Source organism: Burkholderia seminalis DSM 23518 (genome assembly GCF_902832885.1).
Taxonomy (GTDB): Bacteria; Pseudomonadota; Gammaproteobacteria; order Burkholderiales; family Burkholderiaceae; genus Burkholderia; species Burkholderia seminalis.
This window is the reverse complement of record NZ_CADFDK010000002.1, coordinates 219382-243759: the sequence shown is the minus strand read 5'-3', so window position 1 is coordinate 243759 and position 24378 is coordinate 219382. Positions and strand designations below refer to the sequence as shown.

Here is a 24378-nt window from a genome sequence, read left to right as displayed (position 1 = left end):
GGCGGCGGCGATCCCTGTCGCGCGGCGGCGAAAACGGAAAAAACGGCCAGGGTCCGCTTACGACGTTTCGATCGAGTCAGCCCGCGTATTCCGCGGCGGCGCAGCGCACGGTCACGATGCGCGCGGGCGGAAGATTCGCCCAGACGATCCGGCTGCCGCTGGCGACGAATGCCGCATCGCCGAGCGGATGGCGGCGCGGCGGCCGCAGGTCGTACGTGAACTGAATCATCACGCCGTCGGCCGACAGCACGCGGTGACATTGATCGACGATCGCCGCCACGTCCTCGCGCGGCAGCGTGCGCAGCGGCAGGCACGACACGATCGCATCGACGCGCGCATCGGGCGGCAGCAGCCGCTCGAGCTGCCGCGCATCGCCCGACACGATCGTGATGCCGGGAAAGCGCCGTCGCAGATGCCGCACGAACGCGGGCGAGCGTTCGACCACGACGAGGCGCCGCGGCGCGACGCCGCGCTCGAGCAACGCCGCGGTGATCGCGCCGGTGCCGCCGCCGAGCTCGACGACCAGCCCGTCGCCAGCCGGTACCGCGTCGGCCATCTCGCGCGCCAGGTGCCGCGAACTCGGGCACAACGCCCCCACCGCGGCCGGACGGCCGACCCACTCGCGCACGAACAGCGCCGAGACCCGCCATGCGTTCGGCCACATCATCGGCGACCCTCGAGCGGTTGCGTCATCGGCCTCGACAGGCGGATGACTGCGTGGAACAAGGCTACGGCGACACGGTGCTTCGGCATGCGCATCCTCCTGGGCGAATCGGTCCGCCGCGGGACGCGCGGCGATCAATCGATTCTAGGAAACGCAAACTTAAGGCGACGTGAAGATTGTCCCTGATTTGCCTGATCAATTCGTGCCCGACCGGCGATCGACGCACTGCAGCATATGCACGCGCTCACGTGCGCCGACGAGCCGGATCGGCTGCCGCGCGGCCGCTATCGCGGCGCGCGCGCCGGCCGTCGATGCGAGCGGCCGCGCCGGCGTTCCCGACGCGGCCGCCATGCGGCGCACGCGCTGCCGTCACCGCAGGTTGGTTCTCGCGAGCTCGACGATCTCGTCGCCGCGCCCGCTGAGGATCGCGCGCAGCATGAACAGGCTGAAGCCCTTCGCATGCGCGAGCTCGATCTTCGGCGGCATCGCGAGTTCGTACTTCGACGTCACGACGTCGACGACGGCCGGTCCGTCATGCTCGAACGCCGTGCGCAACGCGTGCTCGACGTTCTCCGAGTGCTCGACCCGCACGCTGAAGATACCCGCGCCCTTCGCGATCGCCGCGAAGTCCGTCGGGCTCAGGTCGACGTTCGTATCGAGATAACCGGCCGCCTTCAGCTCCATCGACACGAAGCCGAGCAGGCTGTTGTTGTACACGACGATCTTGATCGGCAGGTTGAGCTGGCGCGCGCTCAGCAGATCGCCGAGCAGCATCGACAGCCCGCCGTCGCCGGACAGCGACACGACCTGCCGCCCCGGATGCGCGCCCTGCGCGCCGAGCGCCTGCGGCATCGCGTTCGCCATCGACCCGTGGTTGAACGAGCCGTGGAGCTGCCGCTTGCCGTTCATCGTCAGGTAGCGCGCGGCCCACAACGTCGGCGTGCCGACGTCGGCCGTGAAGATCGCGTCGTCGGCCGCGACGTCGTCGACGAGCTTCGTCAGGTACTGCGGATGGATCGCGCGGCCGGGCGGCTCGGCCACCGCGAGATCGTCGAGCCCCTTGCGCGCGGCCGCGTAGTGCTTCAGCGCGTTCTCGAGGAAACGCCGCTGCGTCTTGCGCGTCAGGCGCGGCAGCAGTGCCGCGATCGTTTCCTTCACGGTGCCGACGAGGCCGAGCGCGAGCGGCGCGCGGTGACCGAGCTGCGAGCCCTTCCAGTCGATCTGCGCGATCTTCGCATTCGCCGGATAGAACGGCCGGTACGGGAAATCCGTGCCGAGCATCAGCAGCGTGTCGCACGATTCCATCGCGTGATAACCCGAGCTGAAGCCGATCAGCCCCGTCATCCCGACGTCGAACGGGTTGTCCCATTCGACGAACTGCTTGCCGCGCAGCGCATGCACGACCGGCGCGCCGAGCGTGTCGGCCAGCGCGACCACTTCGTCGTGCGCGCCCTGCGTGCCGCTGCCGCACAGCAGCGTGACCGCGTCGGATGCGTTGAGCAGGGCCGCGAGCCGGTCGAGATCGGCATCGGCCGGCAGGATCGACGGCGGCGCCGATTCGCTCCATGCCGGCGCCTCGTCCGGGCCGTCGCCGAGCGCGATGTCGCCCGGCAGCACGATCACCGCGACGCCGCGCTCGTCGATCGCGGTACGCATCGCGCGCGCGAGCACGCGCGGGAACTGCGACGCGTTCGTCACGAGTTCGGCGAAGTGGCTGCACTCGCGGAACAGTTCCTGCGGATGGGTTTCCTGGAAGTAGCCGAGGCCGATCTCGGTCGACGGAATGTGCGCGGCGATCGCGAGCACCGGCTGGTGATTGCGGTGGCAGTCGTACAGCCCGTTGATCAGGTGCAGGTTGCCGGGGCCGCAGCTGCCGGCGCACACCGCGAGCCGGCCGGTCGACGCGGCATCGGCACCGGCCGCGAACGCGGCGCTTTCCTCGTGCCGCGTATGCATCCAGCGGATCGAGCCAATCTGGCTCAGGCTGAACGACAGGCCGTTCAGGCTGTCGCCCGTCACGCCCCAGATGCGCTCGACGCCCGCTGCCGCCAGCGTCTTCGCCAGGTATTCCGCCATCGTCTGTCTTGCCATGATGCCCTCGCTCGTTGATCGGTCGCCACACGAATGAACCGGCTCCGGCGGCTGCCTTCGCCGGCGACCAAACGAGCATACGCGATCGTGCCGCACCGCGTCGCGAAGCCCACAGGCGTCCCGGCCCGTTCCTTTCGGTCATGTCAGGCAATCGTCGCCGCTTCGTCGGCTGGCGCGCGCTCAACTCCAGTCGGACGCCGCCTCGTCCGGATCGACGAGCGTGAGCCCCGCCGCCGGCAGCGGCAGCGCGGTCTTGTAGCGCACCTGCTTCAGCGCGAAGCTCGAGCGGATGTTCGACACGCCGGGGATCGTCGTCAACCGCTCGATGATGAAGCGCTCGAGCGTGCGCATGTCGGGCATCACGACGCGCAACAGGTAATCGGCGTCGCCCGACATCAAATAGCACTCCATCACCTCGGGCCGCTGCGAGATCGCCTCCTCGAAGCGCTGCAACGCATCCTCGACCTGTTTTTCCAGGCTGACCTGGATGAACACGTTGATCCGCAGCCCGAGCGGCTCGGGATCGAGCAGCGTGACCTGCTGCCGGAACAGCCCGAGCTTCTCCAGCGCGCGCACGCGGTTGAAGCACGGCGTGGCCGACAGGTTCACCGCGCGTGCGAGTTCCGCGTTGGTGATCCGCGCGTTCTGCTGAAGCTGGTTCAGGATGCCGATGTCGATGCGGTCGAGCCGCCGCGGGTTTGCGCTCATGATCGAAATATTCCGAGAGAGTGGCGATAACCGGAATATTTACACTATCAGACCGTGAAACTCCAATGAAATCAGACGCATATTTTGCGGATCGACGGGTAGCATGATTCGACCGATTGCCACTGATTGCGCGCCGCCCGAACCGGCGTGCGGGAGACCTGCGATGACGGACCTGTCGAACGGAATTGACGCCACGCGGCGCGCGGGCCTCGCGCATGCCGATGCCGACCCCGAAGAAACCGCCGAATGGCTGGAGGCGCTCGACGCGGTCGTCGCTCACGTCGGCCAGGATCGCGCGCAGTTCCTGCTCGATCGCCTGACCGCGCACGCGCGCACGCGCGGTCTTGCTGCATCGCGCGGCCCGGTCACGCCGTACGTGAACACGATCGCCGCGCACGAACAACCGCCGTATCCGGGCGATGCCGATCTCGAAGCGCGTCTGTCGGCCGCGCTGCGCTGGAATGCGCTCGCGATGGTCGTGCGCGCGAACCGTGCATACGGCGAGCTCGGCGGACACATCGCGAGCTATGCGTCGGCGTCCGACCTGTTCGAAGTCGGCTTCAACCATTTCTTCCGCGCGGCGACGGGCGAAGGGCATGACGACGGCGGTTCCGGCGGCGATCTCGTCTACTTCCAGCCGCATTCGTCGCCGGGCGTCTATGCACGCGCGTATCTCGAAGGCTTCCTCGACGAGGCACACCTGAAGCACTACCGCCGCGAAATCGCCGGGCCCGGCCTGTGCTCGTATCCGCATCCGTGGCTGATGCCCGACTTCTGGCAGTTCCCGACCGGCTCGATGGGCATCGGCCCGATCAACGCGATCTACCAGGCGCGCTTCATGCGCTACCTGCAGCATCGCGGCCTGGCGGACACCGCGAACCGCACCGTGTGGGGCTTCTTCGGCGACGGTGAAATGGACGAACCCGAATCGCTCGGCGCGCTGTCGCTCGCCGCGCGCGAAGGGCTCGACAACCTCGTGTTCGTGATCAATTGCAATCTGCAGCGGCTCGACGGCCCGGTGCGCGGCAACGGCCGCGTGATCGACGAACTCGAGGCGTTGTTCGCCGGCGCCGGCTGGAACGTGATCAAGGTGCTGTGGGGTTCCGACTGGGATCCGCTGTTCGCGCGCGATCACGCCGGCGCGCTCGCCCGCGCGTTCGCCGACACCGTCGACGGCCAGTTCCAGACCTTCTCCGCGAACGATGGCGCGTACAACCGTGCACGCTTCTTCAGCCGCGACCCGGCGCTCGACACGCTCGCCGCGCAATTGACCGATGCGGAAATCGACCGCCTGCGCCGCGGCGGCCACGACGCGCTCAAGCTGCACGCCGCGTATGCGCGCGCGCTCGCCCATCGCGGCCAGCCGACGGTGATCCTCGCGAAGACGATGAAGGGTTACGGGATGGGCACGATCGGCCAGGGGCGGATGACGACCCACCAGCAGAAGAAGCTCGACGTCGACGACCTGAAGGCGTTCCGCGACCGTTTCCGGTTGCCGCTGTCGGACAGCGACGTCGAGCAGTTGAAGTTTTACAAGCCAGCGGAAGACAGCCCGGAGATGCGTTACCTGCATGCCCGCCGGGCTGCCCTGGGCGGCTATCTGCCCAGAAGGCGGATGGCGGCATCGCAAGGACTGACCGTCCCGCCGATACCGGCCTGGGGTGCGTTCGCGCTGGACGCGGCGAACCGCGAGATGTCGACGACGATGGCGCTCGTGCGCATGCTGGCAGCGCTGCTGAAGGATCGCGACCTCGGCCCGCGCGTCGTGCCGATCGTGGCCGACGAAGCGCGCACGTTCGGCATGGCGAGCCTGTTCCGGCAGGTCGGCATCTACTCGCCGCTCGGCCAGCGCTACGAACCCGAGGATCTCGGCTCGATGCTCTACTACCGCGAGGACACGCGCGGGCAGATTCTCGAGGAAGGGATTTCGGAAGCCGGCGCGGTGTCGTCGTGGATCGCCGCGGCGACGTCGTACAGCGTGCACGACCTGCCGATGCTGCCGTTCTACATCTACTACTCGATGTTCGGTTTCCAGCGCATCGGCGACCTGATCTGGGCCGCCGCCGACCAGCGCTCGCGCGGCTTCCTCGTCGGCGCGACAGCGGGCCGCACGACGCTCGGCGGCGAAGGCCTGCAGCACCAGGACGGCAGCAGCCATCTCGCGGCGTCGACGATTCCGAACTGCCGCGCGTACGACCCGGCGTTCGCGTACGAAGTCGCGACGATCGTCGATGCCGGCATGCGCGAGATGGTCGAGCAGCAGCGCGACGTGTTCTATTACGTGACCGTCATGAACGAGAACTACGCGCAGCCGTCGATCCCCGGCGACGATCCGGTCGCTCGTCGCGCAGGCATCCTGAAGGGCATGCACCGGCTGCCGTCCGCCTCGAACGCGGCCGCGCGCGTGCAGTTGTTCGGCGCCGGCGCGATTCTCGGCGAAGTGCTCGCCGCGCAGCGGATGCTGCAGGACGGCTGGGGGATCGACGCGGCCGTCTGGAGCGTCACGAGCTTCAGCGAATTGCACCGCGACGGGATGGAAGCCGAACGGCTGTCGCGGCTTGGCGACGGGGCGGCATCGTCGTATGTCACGCGGATGCTTGAAGGAACGCAGGGCCCGGTGGTCGCCGCGACCGACTATGTGCGCGCGGTGCCCGAGCTGATCCGCGCCTACGTGCCGCGCCGCTACGTGACGCTCGGCACCGACGGGTTCGGCCGCAGCGACACGCGCGACGCGCTGCGCGCATTCTTCGAGGTCGATCGCGCGAGCATCGTGCTCGCCGCGCTGAAGGCGCTCGCCGATGACGGCGCACTCGATGCGACCGTCGTGCGCGACGCACGCGAGCGTCTCGGCAAGACCTCGCATCCAGGCGGTGCGCCATGGCAGCGCTGATCGGGCAACGCGACCGGGCACGTCGAGCGGCTTCAAGCCGCCGAGCGCCGCGTTCGCCCGGCCCCTCCACGCCGCGGCGCATGCGCCGCTCTCACACGGACCGGCGTGAATCGGCGGCGCTCCGCGCTAAACCGGCAACGCGTGCGTCGACAGAATTTCCTTGAGCACCATGAACGAGCGCACCTGTCGCACACCGGGCAGGTACAGCAACTGTTCGGCATGCAAACGGTTGAAGCTCTCGTTGTCGCGCGTGCGGAGCAGCATGAAGTAGTCGAATTCGCCGGTCACCACGTGACACTCGACGCACCCCGACACTTTCTGCGCGGCCTTCTCGAATTCGGCGAATGCTTCCGGCGTCGAACGATCGAGCACGAAGCCGATCACGACCAGCATCCCGGCACCCAGCGGCTTCGGGTCGAGCAGCGCGACGATGCCGCGAATCAATCCCATCTCCTTCAACCGCTCGACGCGCCGCAGGCACGCCGGCGCGCTCAGCTTCACCTTCGCCGCGAGGCTCACGTTCGAGATCGACGCGTCCTGCTGCAACTGCCGCAGGATCGCGCGGTCGATGCGGTCGAGCGCCGCCGCGGCGTCGGCCGGCGATGCACTGACGCGATCTAATTTCATTGCGTTTCCTCGAAATTTTGCGAATCAAAATTATTCATTCATTCCTGACCTCACAGATAACGTAGGTTTTCATTATTTATTTCGCAAGCCCATTTCGCACCATCCTGCCAATCATTTTTCCATCGGGACACGGCGTGCAAGCCGCACCCCGCCGATCCGGTTTCCTGTCCACCGTCCCTCGGAGCGCGTCGACGAACCTGCAACGTTTCACCCGTTATCCGCTCACGTTCGGTCCGACCCCGATCCAGCCGCTCAAGCGCCTGAGCGCGCATCTCGGCGGCAAGGTCGAGCTGCATGCGAAACGTGAGGACTGCAACAGCGGCCTTGCGTTCGGCGGCAAGAAGACCCGCAAGCTCGAATACCTGATTCCCGATGCGCTCGCGCAGGGTGCGGACACGCTCGTGTCGATCGGCGGCGTGCAATCGAACCAGACACGCCAGGTCGCGGCCGTCGCCGCGCATCTCGGGATGAAGTGCGTGCTCGTGCAGGAGCACTGGGTCAACTACGACGATCCGGTATACGACCGCGTCGGCAACATCCAGCTGTCGCGGATGATGGGGGCCGACGTACGGCTCGTCGCCGACGGCTTCGACATCCGCATTCGCCGCAGTTGGGAAGAAGCAATGGACAGCGTGCGGCAGGCGGGCGGCAAGCCTTACCCGATTCCGGCCGGATGTTCCGAGCTTCCGCTCGGCGGCCTCGGTTTCGTGGGCTTCGCGGAAGAAGTGCGGGAACAGGAAGCGCAGCTCGGCTTCAAGTTCGATTACATCGTGGCCTGCTCGGTCACGGGCAGCACGCAGGCCGGGATGGTCGTTGGCTTCGCGGCCGACGGGCGCGCGGACCGCGTGATCGGCATCGATGCGTCCGCGACGCCGGAGAAGACGCATGCGCAGATCACGCGCATCGCGCGGTATACGGCCGAGATCGTCGAACTCGGGCGCCGCATCGACGAGCGGGACGTCGTGCTCGATACGCGTTTTGCCGGCCCCGAATACGGGCTGCCGAATGAAGGCGCGCTGGAAGCGATCCGGATGTGCGCGCGGCTCGAAGGCATGCTGACCGATCCCGTCTATGAAGGGAAATCGATGCACGGGATGATCGACAAGGTGCGGCGCGGGGAATTCGAGCCGGGGTCGAAGGTGCTGTATGCGCACCTTGGCGGCGTGCCGGCCTTGAGCGCTTACGCGGAGATCTTCCGCAACGGCTGACGGGCTTCCGCAGTCGATCCGGCGCACGACGGCCAATTCCGCGTCATGAAGCTGCCGCCTTCGGCATCCGCCCGAGGCGGCGGCATGCGGGATAGCCGGTGGTCGAGCGTTGCACCGTTCCGCGCGATGCCGTGCGGTGACCGTGCGCCCCTCATCGTTTTCGCGCGCCGTCCATGAACACGCTCGGCCGGCGCGTACCGCTCGACGATTCAGTGCGCGCGGCGGCACGGCGCGCATGGTCGTCGGCCGTCAACGTCGCAGGCATCGCCCGCCATCGCGCCCGCAAGCATGGCGTCGCGTCGTTCAGACGCCGGACAATCTCGACAGCGCAGCCTCCACCTCCACGCGCATCTCCGGCCACTCCGGCCGGAGTGCATCGACACCGCCCGCGGCCAGCACGCGCTCGCCTCTCGCGCACGTATCGCTCGCGTCTGCGTCGCCGGCCAGCGCGAAGCCGCCTCGCATCGAATGCAGTTCGCCCTTGACGCGATCGTGGTCGCCGCGCGGCAATGCGGCGTCGATCGTCGACAGCGAGTGCAGCGTCGCGGCACGCAATTGTTCACGAATCGCGTCCGTCATTGGCGGCGCCTGCCGGTCGTCGCGATCGACCGCCTGCAACGCCGTCGCGCCACGCGCCCCATGGCGTTGCAACACCGCCCCGAGCGCATCGATCGACAGCGGCTTGAGCACGACTTCCGCGACGCCGGCCTGCGCGCACCGCCTGCGATCCTCTTCGGTCGCGTGCGCGGTCATCGCGATCACGGGTACCGTCGCCCCCTGCTCGCGCAGGAAGTTCGCCAGCGCAAAGCCGTCTAGTTCCGGCATGCCGAGATCGGTCAGTACCACGTCGTACGAACGCGCGAAGAAGGCACGCATCGCCTCGACGCCGTTCGTGACGATCGTCGCATCGTAGCGCAGCGCATCGAGTTGATCCCGCAACAATACGCGGCTCGCCGGGTGGTCTTCCGCGACGAGCACGCGCAGCGGCACGCTTTCGTCCGCGTGCGTCGGCAACGCCGCCGCCGCGGGCTCGTCGTCGAACGCGGCACGCCATCCGGACGGCGCCTCCGCCAGCGGCAGCGATGCGGTGAAGCGCGTCCCCGCACCCGGTCGGCTGTCGACCGTCAGCGCGCCGCCCATCAGCCGCGCGAGACGTCCGCAGAGCGGCAGCCCGAGCCCGGTGCCGCCGAAGCGCCGGTAAATCGACGGATCGGTCTGCACGTACACGTCGAACAGCGTCGGCAACGCTTCCGCGGGGATGCCGATGCCCGTGTCGCGCACCACGATTTCGACGCCGCGCGGCCTGCCGGAAGCGGCAGCCGGCAGCGCGTCGATCGTCACGCTGCCGTGCTCGGTGAATTTGATCGCATTACTGACAAGGTTCGACACGATCTGACGCAGGCGGGTCGGATCGCCGACGTAACCGTCGGCCAACCCCGGCGCGACGCGGCATTCGAGTACGAGCCGTTTCGCGTCGGCGAGCGGCCGAAAGATCGCCGCGACGTCGCGCAGCACCGCACGCAGGTCGAACGGCACGGCTTCCAGCACCATCTGGTTGGACTCGGCCTTCGACAGGTCGAGCACGTCGTTGATCACGCGCAGCAGCGCGTCGGACGATGACATGACCGTCCGCAGTCGGCGCTGTTCCGCGGCGGGCAGCGCCGCGCGCGCCATCAATTCGAGATTGCCGACGATGGCGTTCAGCGGCGTACGAATCTCGTGACTCATCGTCGCCAGGAAGGTCGACTTCGCCTTGTTCGCGTCGTCCGCGGCTTCGCGCGCTTCATGGAGCTTGTCTTCGGCCTGTTTGCGCGCGGTGATGTCGGTCAGCGTGCAAAGCAGCACGTCGACGCCGCGATAGCGGGTGCGGACGATGTGCGCGGCCAGGTAGGCGGCCCCGCCACCGGCCCGGTCGACCGCCAATTCGTGCGTGACGACGCGCGGCTTTCGTCCGCCCGCGATATTGTCGCGGTATGCGTGCCAGATGCGCTTGCCGAGCAACGGCGCCGTGCCGGCGTCGCCGTAAATCCGTGCGGCTTCGTTACGCGCCATCGTGTCGCCGTTGGCCAGCGACAGCAGCATGATGCCGGCCGGCGCCGTGCGAATCAGCGTGCGGTTGAGCGCCTCGCTTTCGATCAGCCGGATCGCGCGGCGGTTGGCCGGGCGCAGCGCGCGCCGGTCGAACATGACGATCGCGAACCACACCGTTCCGATCGCGAGCAACGCGAGACCGGTTGCGATACCCAGGCGGACGGCCACGTCGTCGAACACACTGCGCCACGAATGCGTCGCGGTGAGTACCTCGTCGAATCCCGGCATGCGATCGCCGATGACGATATTCGTGCCGACACGGTGTGCGGCAGCCCGTTCACCTCCGGCCGCGCGCGCGTAATCGAGCGCACGGGCAGTCAGCACGGGCGCAGCCTGCTGGCCGGTCAGGACATTCGCGTTCGAATCGACCAGTGCATAGTTCTGGCCGGCGGACGCGGAACGCAGGATGTCGTCGATCTCCGGCCGCGTGACGATGACAAACCATGCGATCGGCTTGCCCTGCGTATCTCGCACCGCCTGCGCGAACCGCAGCACGGACCGCCCGAGCAGCGGATCCTGCCGCCTGTCCAGAAAAATCGGCCGATTGCCGGGCGCGGCGGCGGCCGATACGAAATCGGCCGGCGGCTGCAACTGCCGGATCAATGCCTTCACGTCGAAACCGGCCGGCAGCGCGAGCGTCGACTTCACCAGCGGATACCCGGTCACGATGACGAAGTCGCCCGCCAGATCGATCAGATATCCGCCCATGCCCGGGTCGCCGGGCTGCCTCGGCGGCATGACGCCCGTCTTCTCGACCGTCTCGAGAAATGCCGCGAGGAACGGCGCGTAGGTGCCCCCTGGCCGAGACGACGGATCGGCCGCAAACGCGGCCACCGCCACGCGTCCCGCGTGTCCGAGAACGGCCAGCCTGCCGCGCCCGTCGGCAAACGGCTCGAGTGCATCGGGCGGGGTGGTCGGTCCGTGCCGAGCCATCAACTCGAGGATGTCGGTGTAGCGATTCTGGAGGGCCTTGACCACCTCCATCTCCGCCAGCAGGTCGGCCTTGCGGACCAGGAACTCCGACCGCTCATGCGCAACCGATTCCTGCAGGTCGAGCCGCACGACGAGTGCCGCGCAGGCCAGGACGAACACCGTGATCGCCACACCGCTTCCGTACAGCAGCCATTGCTGCTGCCGTCGCACGCGCCCCGGTTCGAACGGCTTGCGGCCCGCGGCCGCGGCATGCGCGATCAGCGCTTTCAGTTTGGTTGGCATGAGTGTCGTCGAAGTCGTCTCGGCGCCGGCACCGCGTCGTGCGCCGTCCGGGTCACTCGGTAGTGTCCGACGGACACCGTCTATGCACTGGCCTCGGGCAATTCGGGCAGCTGGCCCTCGCTCGCGTAGCGAATCAGATCGGCGTCGCGAACGATACCGAGCTTCTTCATGGCACTCGATTTCTGCGAACTGATCGTCTGCTTGCTGCGGTGAAGCTGGACGGCGATCTCGCCGACCGTCAGGCCGGCCCCGTAAAGCCGCACGACTTCGATCTCGCGGGCGGTCAGGGTGCGGACACCCGCCGACGGCTGGCAGTCCTCCAGCAGCCTCTTGACGAACGGAGACAGATAATTGGCCCCGACGAAGGCCGCGTGCACCGCGCCCACCAGATGCGAAATCGCATCGGACTTGCTCAGGATGCACCCGACGCCCTGCTTCTGAATCGCGAGCAGCACGCTCGGGTTGTCGATCATCGTGATCGTCACGAGGCGAAGCGCCGGATAACGACGCTGCAGAAAGGACAGCAATGACAGACCGTCGCCATACTTGCCGCCGGGCATCACATAGTCGACGACGAGCACGTCGCTCTGCTGCTCGTCGAGCATCGCCACGAGGTCGGTCGAATTCGAGACAGTGCCGAGCAGCTTGATCGTGCTGCTGCCCGCGAGCGCCTGCGACATCCCGAGCGCGGACGAAGGATGATCGTCCGCCACCATCACCCGCACAAAAAATTCATCCATCTCTACTTTTCTCCCGATACACGCGGCCCGACGTGCGATGTTGTGCGACGCGCCGGAGCTCGAATCGATCCCGCAACACGATCGCGTTGCGGCATCCAGCGAACCGGGCGGTGCGCAGCGCAATTTTAAGATAATAGACGGCTGTACGATCAAGCGTGGCGGTCTGTCGACACACATGCCCATCTCGCCGGCTGGCGCGCGCACCACGACATTGCGGTATGAACCGTCGACAGTCCGCCGCCCACGCCCGTCCGATCGGCGGCGCCCCCACGCCGTCGATCCATCCCGTCCCGCCGGGCGGCCGAAACCGCTCCCTAGTGCTTGACCACGGTTTCGTCCGGCTCGCCGGGCTCGTCATCCACGGCATGCTGCCACTCGGTGACGGCCCGCCGCTTTTGCGACGGCGACATCATCATGAATTCGTTCAGCTTCATCAGGAAATGCCGTCTGGATTTCTCTGGCAACGTCGCGAATCCAAGTAGCAGCCCGAACACCTTTCCCATATAGCGCACGGCCTTACCCTTCCTTCTTCAGTCGAAATCACGCGGCATTGAAGCAATGCGGCGTGTCTGCCTTCCCTGTTCTGACGCAGGCGATCTGCGTCGCCCCCGCGCCGCCTCTTTTTTACCGTCCGGGCCAGTGCATCGTCGCAGCAGCCATGACGCCCGAAGCAGGCCGCTTGTCCGCCGTGCCCGCGGGGAGTGCGATCCCGCGCCGCCGCGCAACGCGGGCGAGGCCGCGGCGCAGGTCGGCCAGCGTCACCGGCTTGGTTAACACATACGCGACGTTCGATGCCGCGTAGCGCCGGGCATTGTCGGGCGCCAGATACGATGCCACGACGATCATGTCGCACGGCAACGCGCGCGCATGAACGGCTTCGACCAGTTCCCGGACCGACATGTCGGGCAAGTCGGCACCGAGCAGCAGCACGTCCCACATGCCGCTCTCGAGCGTGTCGAGCGCCGCGCCGCCGGACGACACACACCGGACCGTGCAACCGAGCACATCCAGCTGCTCGCGGAAAATCGACCCGTTGACCGCCGCATCGTCGGCGACCAGCACACGCGGCACACGCGTGCTGGAAGCCGGCGACGCCGACTGCCCGACATCGGGCGCGCACCCCGGCCCGCGCGGCGACTCGGCGGTAGCGACTCGCGCCTGCGCGATCGCCATGCGCAGCCCGTTCAGCGAATAACTCGACACGCGGATCGTGCGGCCCGCGACGTCCGGCTGCAGCGGGCCGTCCGGCGTCGCCAGCACGACCGGCGTACCGCCGCCGAGGCTGTCGAGCTCCTCGCGCCGCCATTGGTCGGAATCGCCGAAGAGCACGATCGCGTGTGCACGCGCGAGGCACCCGGCGGCAATCCCGATCGGACTCGGATGCATCGCGACGTCGAACCCCCATGCACGCAGATGCGGAAAGGCAAACGCACGCCACGCGTCCTCCGGCGACACGACGATCAGCGTCCGGCCGGCACCCGCGCCGGCCGGGGATTTCGGCGCAATGCCCGTATGCAGCGGCAAGCGCACGGTGAACAGGCTGCCGACGCCCGGCGCGCTGTCGACCGCAATCGTCCCGCCCATCGCCGCGACCAGCCGGTCGCACAGCGCGAGCCCGAGCCCCGTGCCGCCATAGCGCCGCGTGATCGACGCATCGACCTGCGAGAACGCCTTGAACAGCTTGCCCTGTTGCGCAGGGTCGATCCCGATGCCGGTATCCTCGATGCCGATGGCGATCTCGGGCGCACCGCGCGCATTTCGCCCGACCGCCACGCGCGCGACGATGCGCCCGGCGCTCGTGAACTTGATCGCGTTGCTCAGCAGGTTGCCGACCACCTGCGCGAGCCGCGTCGGATCGCCGCGCATGCGCTGCGCGCCGCTCGCATCGATATCGGCGAACAGCGGCAACCCTTTTGCCTTCGCGACCGACGCGAATGCCGCGAGCTCGCGCTCGATCACCGCGATCACGTCGAACTCGATCGACTCGACCGACATCGCGCCGGCTTCGATCTTCGAGAAATCGAGCACGTCGCTGACGATCGCGAGCAGCCCTTCGGCCGACGCGCGCAGCGTCCGCACGCGGCCCTGCTGCGAGGCATCGAGCGCCGTGCGCTCGAGCAGCTCGAGGTTGCCGAGGATCACGTTCAGCGGCGTGCGGATCTCATGACTCGTCGCGGCGAGAAACGACGACTTGGCCGCATTCGCCGAATCGGCCGCGCGCACCGCTTCCTCGAGCTGATGAACGAGGCGGCACTGCGCGCTCATGTCGGCGAACGTCGCGATCAGCACGTCCTCGCCTTGATAACGCGCGCCGTGCGCGATGATCTCCAGGTGCAGCGGCGTATCGCCGCGTGCGTCGAGCACGAGCTCGGTCGTCATCGTCCGGCCGGCCCCGCCGTTCGCGACGAACGCGTCGTACTTCTCGAGTGCCAGCGCGGACAGCGCATGGTAATCGCCTTCATGCGGCAGCAGCATCTGCTTGAGCGCGTCGCTCGCGAGCATCACGCGCCGGTCGGACAACGACACGAGGCCGATGCCGACCGGCGCCATCGCGATCACGCTGCGGCACAGCGCCTCGCTGTCGAACACGCGGGCCGAGCGTGCATACACCGGCACAAGCACGCGCCGGTGGAAACGCACGAGCAGCAGCCACATCACGATGATCGCAACGAGGGTCGACGCCGCGAGCCCGCCGGCCTGCACGCCGATGCCGGCCAGCACGTCGGCCCACGACAGCACATAGGCGATCGTCCAGCCGGTTGCCGCGAGCTTGCTGCTGAACACGATCGCGCCGTCGCGAAAGAGCGGCTCGGCGGACACCCTTCCACGATGCGCGACATCGAGGCTCAGCAAGCGCTCGCTCAGGGCGTTCGTGCGTGCGACGTCCGGATCGATCGCGATCAGCCGGTTGTCCGCCGACGTGATGAAGAACGTGCCGGCCAAGCCCCGTCCGGGCAGCCACGACAGCAGGTAGTCGGGTGCGTATTCGGTGACCAGCACCGCGAACGGCTGGCCGGCGGCGCGCGCCTCGGCGGCGACGCGGATGCGCATCTGCCCGGTGACGGGGTTGACGTAGGGCGGCAGCCAGCGGACGTTCGGCCGACCGTCGTTCGGCGCCGGCGGCGAGCCGTCGAAATCGATGCGCAGCGCATCGAATACTTGCGCACGCGCGTCGGCCGACGCCAGTGCCGGATTGTCGCGCGCCAGGTGTGGCACCAGGCCGAAGACGCCCGTGCGCGTACTGTAGTGGTACCCCTCGAGCGTACGCCCGCGATTGAGCGAACTCGCCGCGCAGATGCGCGACAGCATGAACGACAGCGCGAGATAACGAGCGACCTCGTCGCGCCGCGCGGTTTGCCCCGGCACGCCGACCACGAGCGACGGATACGGCTTGATCGCCAGCTGCTGGCCGTCGGCGAAGAACGCGTTCACGACGTCGGCCGGCGCCGCGCCGATCTCCCGCCAGATGAGTTGCGTATTCGTGACGCCGTTGCGGAACGACGTCTCGGCCACCTGCACCTCGTCCGCGGCTTCCTCGACACCGTTCAGGAAATTGCGCCGCTCGCCGTCCAGATGGCCGTAGACGATCGACGTGATCCCGAGCCCGCAGGCGATCAGGATCAGGATCGTGACGACGATGCCGCCCCCGAACATCGAAATGCTCTGGTAGCGGCGAATGGACTGAAGCGTGCTGTATGGCATGGCTCGATGTGACGGAGCCCGGAACGCGGACCTGCGGCAAATCCCGGCCGGCCGGACGTCACGATGGAAACATTCGGGACGGTAAGGTCCCGATCATGCCTAACGACACCACGAAAATCAGGTGTGCATTATCCTTTTAGTACACGTCCTATTTGTTTTAATGATTGTTTTGAACTTGAACGAGAATCGGCGGTGGAATCGCGTGTCGCGCACCGCGCCGTTCGGACCCGTCGCTTCGGCGAATCGCCTCAGGTCCGTCCACAATGAAATACCGCCGGCGAGCCGGCGGCAAAAAGATGCGTCAACGAATCTCGTGACGCACCGAGGCACCCGATTCGACCCGCGCGGGACTTCCCGGCAGGATCGCCCGCTCAGTTCTGGGTGAGCGGATTCAGCGTCGTGCACAGGAAGCCCGTGCAGTTCTTCGGCGTGAAATAGAACGACGCCATCACCGGCGCGGGCGAGCCGAGCGCGAGATCGCTCAGATACGCGCTGCCCTGCGCGCCGAATGTGTTCGCCTGCTGAACGAAGCTGGCGCCGGTCGACTGGATCGCGGCCGACTGGTACGTGAAGGTCGGCGACTGCGTCTGGTCCTTCACGTAGACCCACGAGATCGCCGTACCGAATGCCATCGCGCCCTTCGCGCGATAACCCTTCGCCCCCTCGCTGTTGGCCTGTGCGATGAAGTCGCCGACCGTCGACGTCGGCGCCAGCGCGTCGTACGTATAGGTCGCGTTCGACGCGTTGTTCTTCATGTACACGTTCGCCTGCGCGGTGCCCACCGCCATCGGGCCAAGGAACCAGTAGCCCGACTGGCCCTGTCCGTTCGCCTGCGCGAGGAATGCGTTGGCGTCGGCGGGCAGGCCCGTCGCCGTGTACGTGTAGGTGGCCGACGAGCCGCCGTCCTTGCGATAGAGGTCGCCGTACGTGAGCGGCCCTTCGTAGCGGTAGCCGCTCGCCCCTTGCGCGTTGGCCGCGTTCACGAAGGACGTCATGTCGGCCGGCGCCGTCTGCAACTGGTACGTGTAGGTCTGCGCGGTGCCGTCGTTCACGAAGATCGACTGCGACCCGCCGTTGCTCGCATTGTAGAAATAGTCGCCCAGATATCGATAGCCTTTTGCGCCCTCGTTGTTGACCAGCGTCAGGAAGCTCGCCCGATCCGCCGCGACCGGCTGTGCCTCGTAGCGCCACGTCAGCGTACCGCCGCCGGAGCCGCCCGAACCACCGCTTCCCGCCCCGCCGCCGCCCGTCCCGCCGGAGCCGGTGCCCGTGCCACCGCTGCCGCCGTTGTTGCTCGTGCCCGATCCGCCGGACGATGCAGGCGCGGAAGTGTCGTCGCCGCCGCAAGCGGTCAGCGCCAGGCAAGTCAATGCGATCAATGCAACGGTTTTCATCGGAATCACCTTCTGAACGAACAGGACGAACGAAGCCGTTACGCACGGATCACGCCGCGCGCACGGACCATCCGCATCGGGATTGGGCCGGCGGCCAACCACCGGCCCGGGAACGTCAGTTGACCTGCAGCTGGCCGCCGCGGCCGAGGCCGCCCTTCACGTCCTGCGCCTTGTAGCTGCGCAGCGCCACGACCATCTTGTTGTACGCGTCGATGAACGCGACGACCGTCGCCTTGCCTTCCGGCGTCGACGAGAACCCGGCGAGCGCACCGCCCACGCCGCCGCCGAAACCGCCCAGCGCCGCACCGTAGTTGGTCGCCGTCGAGCTGCCTTCCGACGCCGCGATCTGCACGGCCGAGCGCACGTCGAACAGCGTCAGCGTCACGACCGACGCCTTCGTCTGCAGGTGGCCGGCCACCGCCGCCACCGCGCTGTTGCCGATCAGCCCGCCGATCATGCTGCCGATGCCGCCGATCGGCGAATCGTTGATCACGATCTGCGGCTCCATGTAGTAGTCGGCCGCGACACGCTGGCCCTTCTGCTGCTTCGAGCCCGCGCGGTATTCGCCCGAGTTGCGCTGCAGCTGCGTGATGCGCGACAGGCGCGCGTCGCTCTTCTGGTTGCCGATCGACGTGATCACGAAGCAGTTCGACTGCTGCACGGCCAGGCGCAGCAGCGGATCGATCGTGGTCATCTTGGTCGCGCTGCCGAACGGGCCCCACCAGTCGGCGTTGCGGCCGTCGTCGACGGCGATCGTGCCGAGCGGCGACGCACAGCGCTGCAGCTGCGAATCCGCGCCCGCGCTCGCGCCGCCTGCCGCGGCACCCGTCACGCCGGCGTTCTGTCCGCCGGGCGTCACCACGCCGCCGCAACCCGCGACGGACGCGCCAAGCGCTGCAACCAGCGCACCTTGAGTGAGACGTTGGGAAAGGTTGGTCTTCATGTCGTTGTCGATCGATTAGAGTCGTTGTTCGGCTTATGTGTTCGTGCGAACTTCGATAAGCCCCCCCGGCGTGGCGCGCGCTGGTGGTCCCCCCGCTGCTGCCCCCGTTGCCTGATGCGCGGTCAGTAGTACCAGTACGTCTGCTGCCAGACGCCGTAGTACGGATAGCCCGAGTACCAGTAGCCGTAATAGACGTCACGCCATTGCGTGCGCCATTTCCAGTCTTCTTCGTCTTCCTTCTTGGCCTTGCGCGCGAGATCGAGCAGCTTTTTCGATTCCTTGTCGCCGCGGCCGGCCGCGATCGACAGCCACTTCTCCGCTTCACGCGCGTCGGAGCCCATTTCCTCGAGGCCGAACAGGTAGAAACTGCCGAGCGCCTTCTGCGCCTGCAGGTCGCCGCGCTCGGCGGCCTCGCGCATCCACTTGAGCGCCTGATAGCTGTCCTGGCGCACGCCGTCGCCGCGGAAATAACGCAGGCCGAGGTCGTAGGCAGCCTTCGGCTGGGTCTTCGCGGTCTGCTTCAGCGCGGCGATACGCGGATCTTCCCGGTCTTCCGCATCGTCCTTCTTCTGATAGGACACCTGATCTTTCGGGCGATCGGAACACCCGGTGTCGTCGCAGATCCGTACCGTGTTGCCGGTGACGGACGGGTCCTGCGCGCACGCGGCCAGCAGCAACAGCAGCCCCGGAGCGAGTAAACGGCGATACATTGGTACAGTCCTCAGTTTTATTGGCGCCGCAATTCTTCGAGCCATCCCACCCCGTGAGCTCGTACCTGGTTGCGTGCGGCGCAACGGATACAATCCGCCAACGCCGACACGCAGTCCAAGGCTCTCTCAGGTTCTCTCTTGGAATTGTTCCGTCACCATTTCATGGCTGCCGCTTTTCGCTGTACCGGCTATCCCGGCATCGATCTCCAAACATGACGCAGCAAACAATAGTGACGTGGTGAGCAATAATAATGGAGAAAAATGGCATGTCAAGGTCATTCGCTTTTTCAAAGTTTGCGTGACACGTCAGTTTTGCTATGCTCTCCCTCGCCCAAAACCCTTCGAGACCCCATCGAGATGTCCACCACCGAGCAGGCCAATGTCGATCTCATCACCGCGAACAAGGTGCGCGATCTACTGAACCGGAACGGCATTCCGCCGCGTAGCCACAACACGACGATCGCCAACGTGCTCGGCCTGAGCTTCTCGGTCGTCACGCGCAAGATGAAAGGCCTGATCCCGTGGAACCTGTCGCAGCTGCAGGACATCGCGACGCACTTCGGCGTGCCGCCCGCGATCCTGCTCGACGACAAGGGCACGCAGCCGGCCGCCGCCGAGATGATCGACGCGACGTTCGTGATCGAATCGAGGCGCTTCCGCTGCCGCGCCGCGATCTCGACGAAGGCCAGCAGCCAGATCGAAACGGATTTCGTCGCGCTGCAGTGGCAGGGCGAATGGATCGTGACCGAGCGCCAGCACGCGCGCGAGGGCCGCACCTATCCGGTCGACGTGATCGAGCTGCGCTCGACCCAGCCGAACGTCTACGCGGCGCGGATCGCCGTGGTCGACGATTCGCAGGATGTCGCCGAGACGGTGTGTGAATATTTCATCGAGAAAGGCGTGAACGCGATTCCGTACTTCGACGGCGCGACGTTCCGCAAGGCGCTGGAAGTCGAGGATTTCGACGGCTACATCCTCGACTGGATGCTCGGCGACCAGACGGCCGCCGAACTCGTGCGCGGCATCCGTTCGAGCGAGAACAGCGGCGCGCCGATCTTCCTGCTGACCGGCAAGATCTCGACCGGCGAAGCCAGCGAGGACGAAATCGCGCACATCGTGTCGCACTACAACGCGCGCTGCGAGGAAAAGCCCGTGCGCCTGCCGATCCTGTTCGCCGAAGTGGCGCGCGAACTGAAGATCACGCTGCCGGCCGTGGCCGCCGCGAACTGAGTCCCGAACCACGAACCACGACACGAACCACGAGACCGAGGGCACGACATGCGCATTTCAACCATCTGGATCAAGAGCCTGCTGACGGCCTGCCTGCTCGGCATGGCCGCCTCGGCATGGGCGGCTTCGTCGTTTACGTTCACCGTCGACGGCAGGATCAGCAAGAGCAACCAGCAGGGGAAGATGACCTACGTCTTTTCCGAGCAGGCGCTGATGGCGCTGCCGCAGCATACGATCGTCACGTCGACGAGCTGGACGCCGAAGTCGACCTTCACCGGCCCGCGCCTGTCGGACGTGCTGAAGACCGTCGGCGCGCATGGCACGCAGATCGAATTCCGCTGCATCGACGAGTACACGTTCACGATTCCCGTGTCGGATGCCGACAAGTACGGCGTGATCCTCGCGCGGACGATGAACGGCAAGGTGCTCGGCAACGACAACTACGGCCCGCTGTGGATCATGTATCCGCGCGACCAGTATCCCGACGAGCTGAAGACGCCGCTCGGCGAGGCCAAGTTCGCGTGGCAGATCATCGGCCTGACCGTGAAGTGAGTTCGACCGCGACATGAAACGCCGGCGGTGGAAAAACAGAAAGATCATCCTGGTCCTCGGCTCGCTGTGGATCATGGGGTTCGCCGCGTGGGCGTTCCTGCTGTGGGACCTGCTCGCGACCTCGGTCAACGAGGGCGTGCTCGAAGGGCCGCGCGAAGGCGTGTTCTGGACCGCCGCGCAATACCGCAACGTCTATACGCGATTCGACCGGCAACTGATCCTCTACGCGACACGCGAGGACGACGACTTCGATCACGTGCGGATGCAGCTCGACAGCCTGTCGGTGTCGTTCGGGTTCCTGCAGCGGCCGTCCGAAGTATCCGAATACTGGCTGCGCATTCCGCGCGCGCGCAACGAGATCGACGCGCTCGGTGAATTCATGACGCGCCTGAAGCAGGAAGTGCCGCCGCTGCGCGACACGCCGAAGAACGCGCGGCAGGTGATCGACGAAGTCAATGCATACTGGCCGAAGGTCAACGGCCTCGCGAACTACTTCCGCGCGATCGAGATGGCGCAACGCGATTTCACGTTCCATCAGCTGAAGGAAAAGCAGCGTGCGATCCTGATCCTCGGCATCGTGCTCGGCGTGATCCTGTGCGCACTGTTCCTGCTGCTGTTCTACACGATGCGCACGCGCGACGACCTGCTCGAACGGCAAAACGCGGCGCTCGACGCCGAGCGCAAGGCCTCCGACCGCGCGTTCGAGATGATCGAGGCGAAGAACGCGTTCCTCGGGATGGTCAGCCACGAGCTGCGCACGCCGCTGCAGGCCATCTGCGGGTCGATCGAGATCCTGCTCGCGCGCCCGCAGTCCGACGCGAACCTGAAGACGATCCGGCGGCTGCAGAATTCCGCGCTGTCGCTCGAAGCACTCGTCAAGGACCTCACCGACTACATCAAGCTGCGCTCGACGAAACGCCTGGCCGAACTGGATACCGTCGGAATCGCGCCGCTGCTCGCCGAAGCGATCGAACCGTTGCGCGAGAAGATCCTGGCCAAGCGGATCACGGTCGAACAGCGGATCGAGCCGCCGGGTCTCGCGATCCGCTCCGATCGCAAGCTGCTGCGGCAGGTGCTGTCGAACCTGATCGAGAACTCGGTCAAGTACACGCACGGCGGATCGATCAAGGTGTCGATCACGCTCGCCGACACGCCGGCCGGCCAGCAGGTGAAGATCGCCGTGCACGACACGGGCGCCGGCATCGCGAAGCAACACCTGTCGAAGATCTTCGAGCCGTTCTATCGCGCGAACGACGCGGTCGGGCTGCATGTGGACGGGATCGGCATGGGGCTCGCGGTCGTGCGCGAAATCGTGACGACGCTGCGCGGGCATGTGGACGTGCGCAGCGTGGTCGGCGAAGGCAGCGAGTTCGTCGTGACGCTGCCGGCCGAAGTGCCGGGCATCGACACGGCCGGCCACGCGGCCGGCGACGTGCCCGCACTGCCGCCCGCGATCGCGCTCCGCGACCGGCGCGCGCTGGTGGTCGACGACAACGACAACGCGCGCGAAACGCTTGGTGCGATGCTGTCGGCCCTCGGCATCGAGGCCGAACTGTGCGGCACCGGGCAGGAAGGCGTCGCGCGCTTCGGCACGGGCCGCTACGACATCGTCGTGCTCGATCTCGAACTGCCGGACCTGAGCGGCTTCGAGGTCGCGCGGCGCATTCGCGCGGCGGCGGAACCCGACCACGACGGCCGCCATCCGGCGATCCTCGGCGTCAGCGCATATGAGTCGGCCGCGCTGCGCGAGAACAAGCAGGTGTTCGATGCATTCCTGCCGAAACCCGTCCATTTGCGCGAGCTCGGCACGCTCGTCGAGAAGCTGCTCGCCTGAGCAGGCGCATCGCCCGTTCCCCGTTCCCGCCTACTCGCCGATCAGATGCAGCACGATGTCGCGCCGGTGCGCCGCGCGGCGATGCTCGAACAGGTAGATCCCCTGCCACGTGCCGAGCACCATGCGCCCGTGCTCGACCGGAATCGACAGCTGCACCTGCGTGAGCGCCGTGCGCAGATGCGCGGGCATGTCGTCCGCGCCTTCGGTGTCGTGCTCGTAGCGCGTGTCGTCCTCGGGCGCGAGCGTCGCGAAATAGCGTTCGATGTCGCGCCGCACCGACGGATCGGCATTCTCCTGGATCAGCAGCGACGCCGATGTATGGCGGCAGAACACGGTGACGAGGCCGGTGCGGATCGCCTGCTGGTCGACGAACGCGCGCACCTGCGGCGTGAATTCGACGAGGCCGCCGCCGCGCGTGTCGACGCCGATGTGCGTGAGGGCCTGTTGCATCTCGGCCACCTCAGGCCAGCGCGGCGAAGCCGTCGGCTTCGATCTGTTTCGCGTCGGCGGGGCGCACGACGCGCGCGACCTCGACGCCGTCGCGCAGGAAGACGAGGGTCGGCCACAGCTTCACGCCGAACGAGCGGCCGAGCGGGCGGCCCGGGCCATCCTCGATCTTCAGGTGCCGCACCGCAGGATGCGCGGAGAACGACGCGGCGATCGCGGGCTGCGCGCCTGCGCAGATCCCGCACCAGTTCGCGCCGAATTCGATGACGGTTGCGCCGCCCAGTGCGTCGACTTCCGCGCGCGTCGGCGCATTGGCGGTGTAGCGTTGTTCGGTGTCCATCGGGCCCTCGTGTGCGTTGGCGGAACGGGGCCGCGCCCGCGTGCGTGGTGCGGCGGTCGCGGCCGACGATTTCCTACTCTAGCGGAAAAGCGCGCGCGATGCCGGCCGGTCGCGGCGCCCGCGTCCTTCGGGAATGACACGACAAGATTCGGAGCGCCGCGCCGCCGCGACCGGATCAGCATGCGGACTGATCCGTCAACGAGGGCACCCGCCATGAATGCGCCGCATTGCGTCACCGAACCGAACATCCTCTATTTCGGCACGCCCGTCGTGCTGGTCAGCACGCTGAACGAAAACGGCACGCCCAATCTCGCGCCGATCTCGTCCGCGTTCTGGCTCGGCTGGCGCGGCGTGATCGGCATCGCCGCCAGCTCGCAGACCACCCGCAACCTGTTGCGCACCGGCGAATGCGTGCTGAACCTGCCGTCGTCGGCGCAGGCGGACGCGGTCGACCGGATCGCGCGCACGACGGGCACGTATCCGGTGCCCGACGGCAAGCGCGCGAAAGGCTACGTATTCGAACCCGACAAGTTCGGCACGGCCGGGCTCACCGCAGCCGCGTCGCAAACCGTCGCGCCGCCGCGCGCGCTCGAATGCCCGGTGCACATGGAAGCGGTCGTCGCGGCCGCGCACGGAATCGGCGACGAGGCGCCGGACCTGCGCGGCCATATCCGCGTGTTCGAGTTGCGCATCCAGCGCGTGCACGTGCATCCCGACCTGCTGATGGACGGCCACGCGGACCGCATCGATCCGGACAAGTGGTCGCCGCTGATCATGAGCTTCCAGAAGTTCTACGGGCTGGCGCCGCGGCAGGTGCATGCGTCGCGGCTCGCGGAGATTCCGGAGCGCGCGTATCGCAGCCCCGACATCGAGCGTTCGCGTGAAGCGGGCATCTTGACCGGCGCCGGACGGTAACGAAACGCCCGGCGCAATGGCAGCGAAGCCGGCGCTTCGTCGTGCCTCCACCGGCGGTATCGACGCGGCTGCGCCGC

At 67.1% G+C, this 24378-nt stretch carries 18 protein-coding genes; 6 read left to right on the top strand and 12 right to left on the bottom strand.

Going from position 1 to position 24378, the window contains the following annotated elements; all coding sequences use genetic code 11:
• Positions 1-76: 76 nt before the first annotated feature.
• From HWX00_RS07515 to HWX00_RS07505, 3 genes are all read right to left on the bottom strand, one after another.
• Complete coding sequence (locus HWX00_RS07515; protein ID WP_034188538.1) at positions 77-667, bottom strand: class I SAM-dependent methyltransferase; 591 nt, start codon at positions 665-667, stop codon at positions 77-79.
• A 366-nt stretch (positions 668-1033) separates the two neighbouring features.
• Complete coding sequence (gene poxB / locus HWX00_RS07510; RefSeq protein WP_069704398.1) at positions 1034-2755, bottom strand: ubiquinone-dependent pyruvate dehydrogenase; 1722 nt, start codon at positions 2753-2755, stop codon at positions 1034-1036.
• A gap of 180 nt (positions 2756-2935) precedes the next feature.
• Positions 2936-3463, bottom strand: coding sequence for an Lrp/AsnC family transcriptional regulator (locus tag HWX00_RS07505; protein WP_049032659.1), 528 nt, complete (start codon positions 3461-3463; stop codon positions 2936-2938).
• A 163-nt stretch (positions 3464-3626) separates the two neighbouring features.
• Here HWX00_RS07505 and mdeB point away from each other — a divergent pair, with 163 nt between their 5' ends.
• Positions 3627-6353: an alpha-ketoglutarate dehydrogenase gene (mdeB, locus tag HWX00_RS07500; RefSeq protein WP_175027042.1), complete on the top strand. Its 2727-nt coding sequence runs from the start codon at positions 3627-3629 to the stop codon at positions 6351-6353.
• Positions 6354-6479: 126 nt separating this feature from the next.
• On the opposite strand, the gene HWX00_RS07495 is transcribed toward mdeB, so the two are convergent.
• Positions 6480-6980 (bottom strand): Lrp/AsnC family transcriptional regulator, encoded by a 501-nt coding sequence (locus HWX00_RS07495; protein WP_034188541.1) that lies wholly within the window; start codon positions 6978-6980, stop codon positions 6480-6482.
• 164 nt (positions 6981-7144) lie between these two features.
• Between HWX00_RS07495 and HWX00_RS07490 the strand changes: the two genes are divergently transcribed.
• Entirely contained in the window at positions 7145-8188 is a 1044-nt protein-coding gene (locus HWX00_RS07490; protein ID WP_175027108.1) for a 1-aminocyclopropane-1-carboxylate deaminase, read from the top strand.
• Between the two features lie 303 nt (positions 8189-8491).
• Here HWX00_RS07490 and HWX00_RS07485 read toward each other — a convergent pair whose 3' ends face one another.
• From HWX00_RS07485 to HWX00_RS07455, 6 genes are all read right to left on the bottom strand, one after another.
• The gene (locus HWX00_RS07485; RefSeq protein ID WP_175027041.1) at positions 8492-11494 is read right to left on the bottom strand and encodes a hybrid sensor histidine kinase/response regulator; all 3003 of its coding nucleotides are present in this window, start codon (positions 11492-11494) and stop codon (positions 8492-8494) included.
• Between the two features lie 80 nt (positions 11495-11574).
• The gene (locus tag HWX00_RS07480) at positions 11575-12234 is read right to left on the bottom strand and encodes a response regulator (protein WP_034188543.1); all 660 of its coding nucleotides are present in this window, start codon (positions 12232-12234) and stop codon (positions 11575-11577) included.
• A gap of 624 nt (positions 12235-12858) precedes the next feature.
• Positions 12859-15936, bottom strand: coding sequence for an ATP-binding protein (locus HWX00_RS07470; RefSeq protein WP_175027040.1), 3078 nt, complete (start codon positions 15934-15936; stop codon positions 12859-12861).
• A 371-nt stretch (positions 15937-16307) separates the two neighbouring features.
• Positions 16308-17330 (bottom strand): hypothetical protein, encoded by a 1023-nt coding sequence (locus HWX00_RS07465; protein WP_034188546.1) that lies wholly within the window; start codon positions 17328-17330, stop codon positions 16308-16310.
• Positions 17331-17445: 115 nt separating this feature from the next.
• Positions 17446-18273, bottom strand: a complete 828-nt coding sequence (locus tag HWX00_RS07460; protein WP_034188547.1) for a hypothetical protein — start codon at positions 18271-18273, stop codon at positions 17446-17448.
• A gap of 122 nt (positions 18274-18395) precedes the next feature.
• Complete coding sequence (locus HWX00_RS07455; protein ID WP_034188548.1) at positions 18396-18983, bottom strand: tetratricopeptide repeat protein; 588 nt, start codon at positions 18981-18983, stop codon at positions 18396-18398.
• 357 nt (positions 18984-19340) lie between these two features.
• Here HWX00_RS07455 and HWX00_RS07450 point away from each other — a divergent pair, with 357 nt between their 5' ends.
• From HWX00_RS07450 to atsR, 3 genes are read left to right on the top strand one after another with little or no spacing between them, the layout of a single operon-like run.
• Positions 19341-20213: a response regulator gene (locus tag HWX00_RS07450; RefSeq protein ID WP_034188549.1), complete on the top strand. Its 873-nt coding sequence runs from the start codon at positions 19341-19343 to the stop codon at positions 20211-20213.
• Between the two features lie 48 nt (positions 20214-20261).
• Entirely contained in the window at positions 20262-20765 is a 504-nt protein-coding gene (locus tag HWX00_RS07445) for a putative pterin-binding protein (protein ID WP_049031122.1), read from the top strand.
• Positions 20766-20778: 13 nt separating this feature from the next.
• The gene (gene atsR / locus HWX00_RS07440) at positions 20779-22599 is read left to right on the top strand and encodes a hybrid sensor histidine kinase/response regulator AtsR (protein WP_049031121.1); all 1821 of its coding nucleotides are present in this window, start codon (positions 20779-20781) and stop codon (positions 22597-22599) included.
• Positions 22600-22629: 30 nt separating this feature from the next.
• Here atsR and HWX00_RS07435 read toward each other — a convergent pair whose 3' ends face one another.
• Together HWX00_RS07435 and HWX00_RS07430 are read right to left on the bottom strand one after the other, a co-directional pair.
• Positions 22630-23049 (bottom strand): secondary thiamine-phosphate synthase enzyme YjbQ, encoded by a 420-nt coding sequence (locus HWX00_RS07435; protein WP_034188617.1) that lies wholly within the window; start codon positions 23047-23049, stop codon positions 22630-22632.
• A gap of 10 nt (positions 23050-23059) precedes the next feature.
• Positions 23060-23386 (bottom strand): thioredoxin family protein, encoded by a 327-nt coding sequence (locus HWX00_RS07430; RefSeq protein ID WP_049031120.1) that lies wholly within the window; start codon positions 23384-23386, stop codon positions 23060-23062.
• Positions 23387-23599: 213 nt separating this feature from the next.
• On the opposite strand from HWX00_RS07430, the gene HWX00_RS07425 reads away from it, so the two are divergent.
• Complete coding sequence (locus HWX00_RS07425) at positions 23600-24301, top strand: flavin reductase family protein (protein WP_124670174.1); 702 nt, start codon at positions 23600-23602, stop codon at positions 24299-24301.
• Positions 24302-24378 lie beyond the last annotated feature (77 nt).

Coding starts and splice junctions, on each gene's coding strand:
- HWX00_RS07495 (WP_034188541.1), bottom strand. CDS start 6,980: ATGAAATTAGATCGCGTCAGTGCATCGCCGGCCGACGCCGCGGCGGCG.
- HWX00_RS07480 (WP_034188543.1), bottom strand. CDS start 12,234: ATGGATGAATTTTTTGTGCGGGTGATGGTGGCGGACGATCATCCTTCG.
- HWX00_RS07465 (WP_034188546.1), bottom strand. CDS start 17,330: ATGAAAACCGTTGCATTGATCGCATTGACTTGCCTGGCGCTGACCGCT.
- HWX00_RS07515 (WP_034188538.1), bottom strand. CDS start 667: ATGATGTGGCCGAACGCATGGCGGGTCTCGGCGCTGTTCGTGCGCGAG.
- HWX00_RS07505 (WP_049032659.1), bottom strand. CDS start 3,463: ATGAGCGCAAACCCGCGGCGGCTCGACCGCATCGACATCGGCATCCTG.
- mdeB (WP_175027042.1), top strand. CDS start 3,627: ATGACGGACCTGTCGAACGGAATTGACGCCACGCGGCGCGCGGGCCTC.
- HWX00_RS07460 (WP_034188547.1), bottom strand. CDS start 18,273: ATGAAGACCAACCTTTCCCAACGTCTCACTCAAGGTGCGCTGGTTGCA.
- HWX00_RS07445 (WP_049031122.1), top strand. CDS start 20,262: ATGCGCATTTCAACCATCTGGATCAAGAGCCTGCTGACGGCCTGCCTG.
- HWX00_RS07435 (WP_034188617.1), bottom strand. CDS start 23,049: ATGCAACAGGCCCTCACGCACATCGGCGTCGACACGCGCGGCGGCGGC.
- HWX00_RS07430 (WP_049031120.1), bottom strand. CDS start 23,386: ATGGACACCGAACAACGCTACACCGCCAATGCGCCGACGCGCGCGGAA.
- HWX00_RS07470 (WP_175027040.1), bottom strand. CDS start 15,936: ATGCCATACAGCACGCTTCAGTCCATTCGCCGCTACCAGAGCATTTCG.
- atsR (WP_049031121.1), top strand. CDS start 20,779: ATGAAACGCCGGCGGTGGAAAAACAGAAAGATCATCCTGGTCCTCGGC.
- HWX00_RS07485 (WP_175027041.1), bottom strand. CDS start 11,494: ATGCCAACCAAACTGAAAGCGCTGATCGCGCATGCCGCGGCCGCGGGC.
- HWX00_RS07455 (WP_034188548.1), bottom strand. CDS start 18,983: ATGTATCGCCGTTTACTCGCTCCGGGGCTGCTGTTGCTGCTGGCCGCG.
- HWX00_RS07425 (WP_124670174.1), top strand. CDS start 23,600: ATGAATGCGCCGCATTGCGTCACCGAACCGAACATCCTCTATTTCGGC.
- poxB (WP_069704398.1), bottom strand. CDS start 2,755: ATGGCAAGACAGACGATGGCGGAATACCTGGCGAAGACGCTGGCGGCA.
- HWX00_RS07450 (WP_034188549.1), top strand. CDS start 19,341: ATGTCCACCACCGAGCAGGCCAATGTCGATCTCATCACCGCGAACAAG.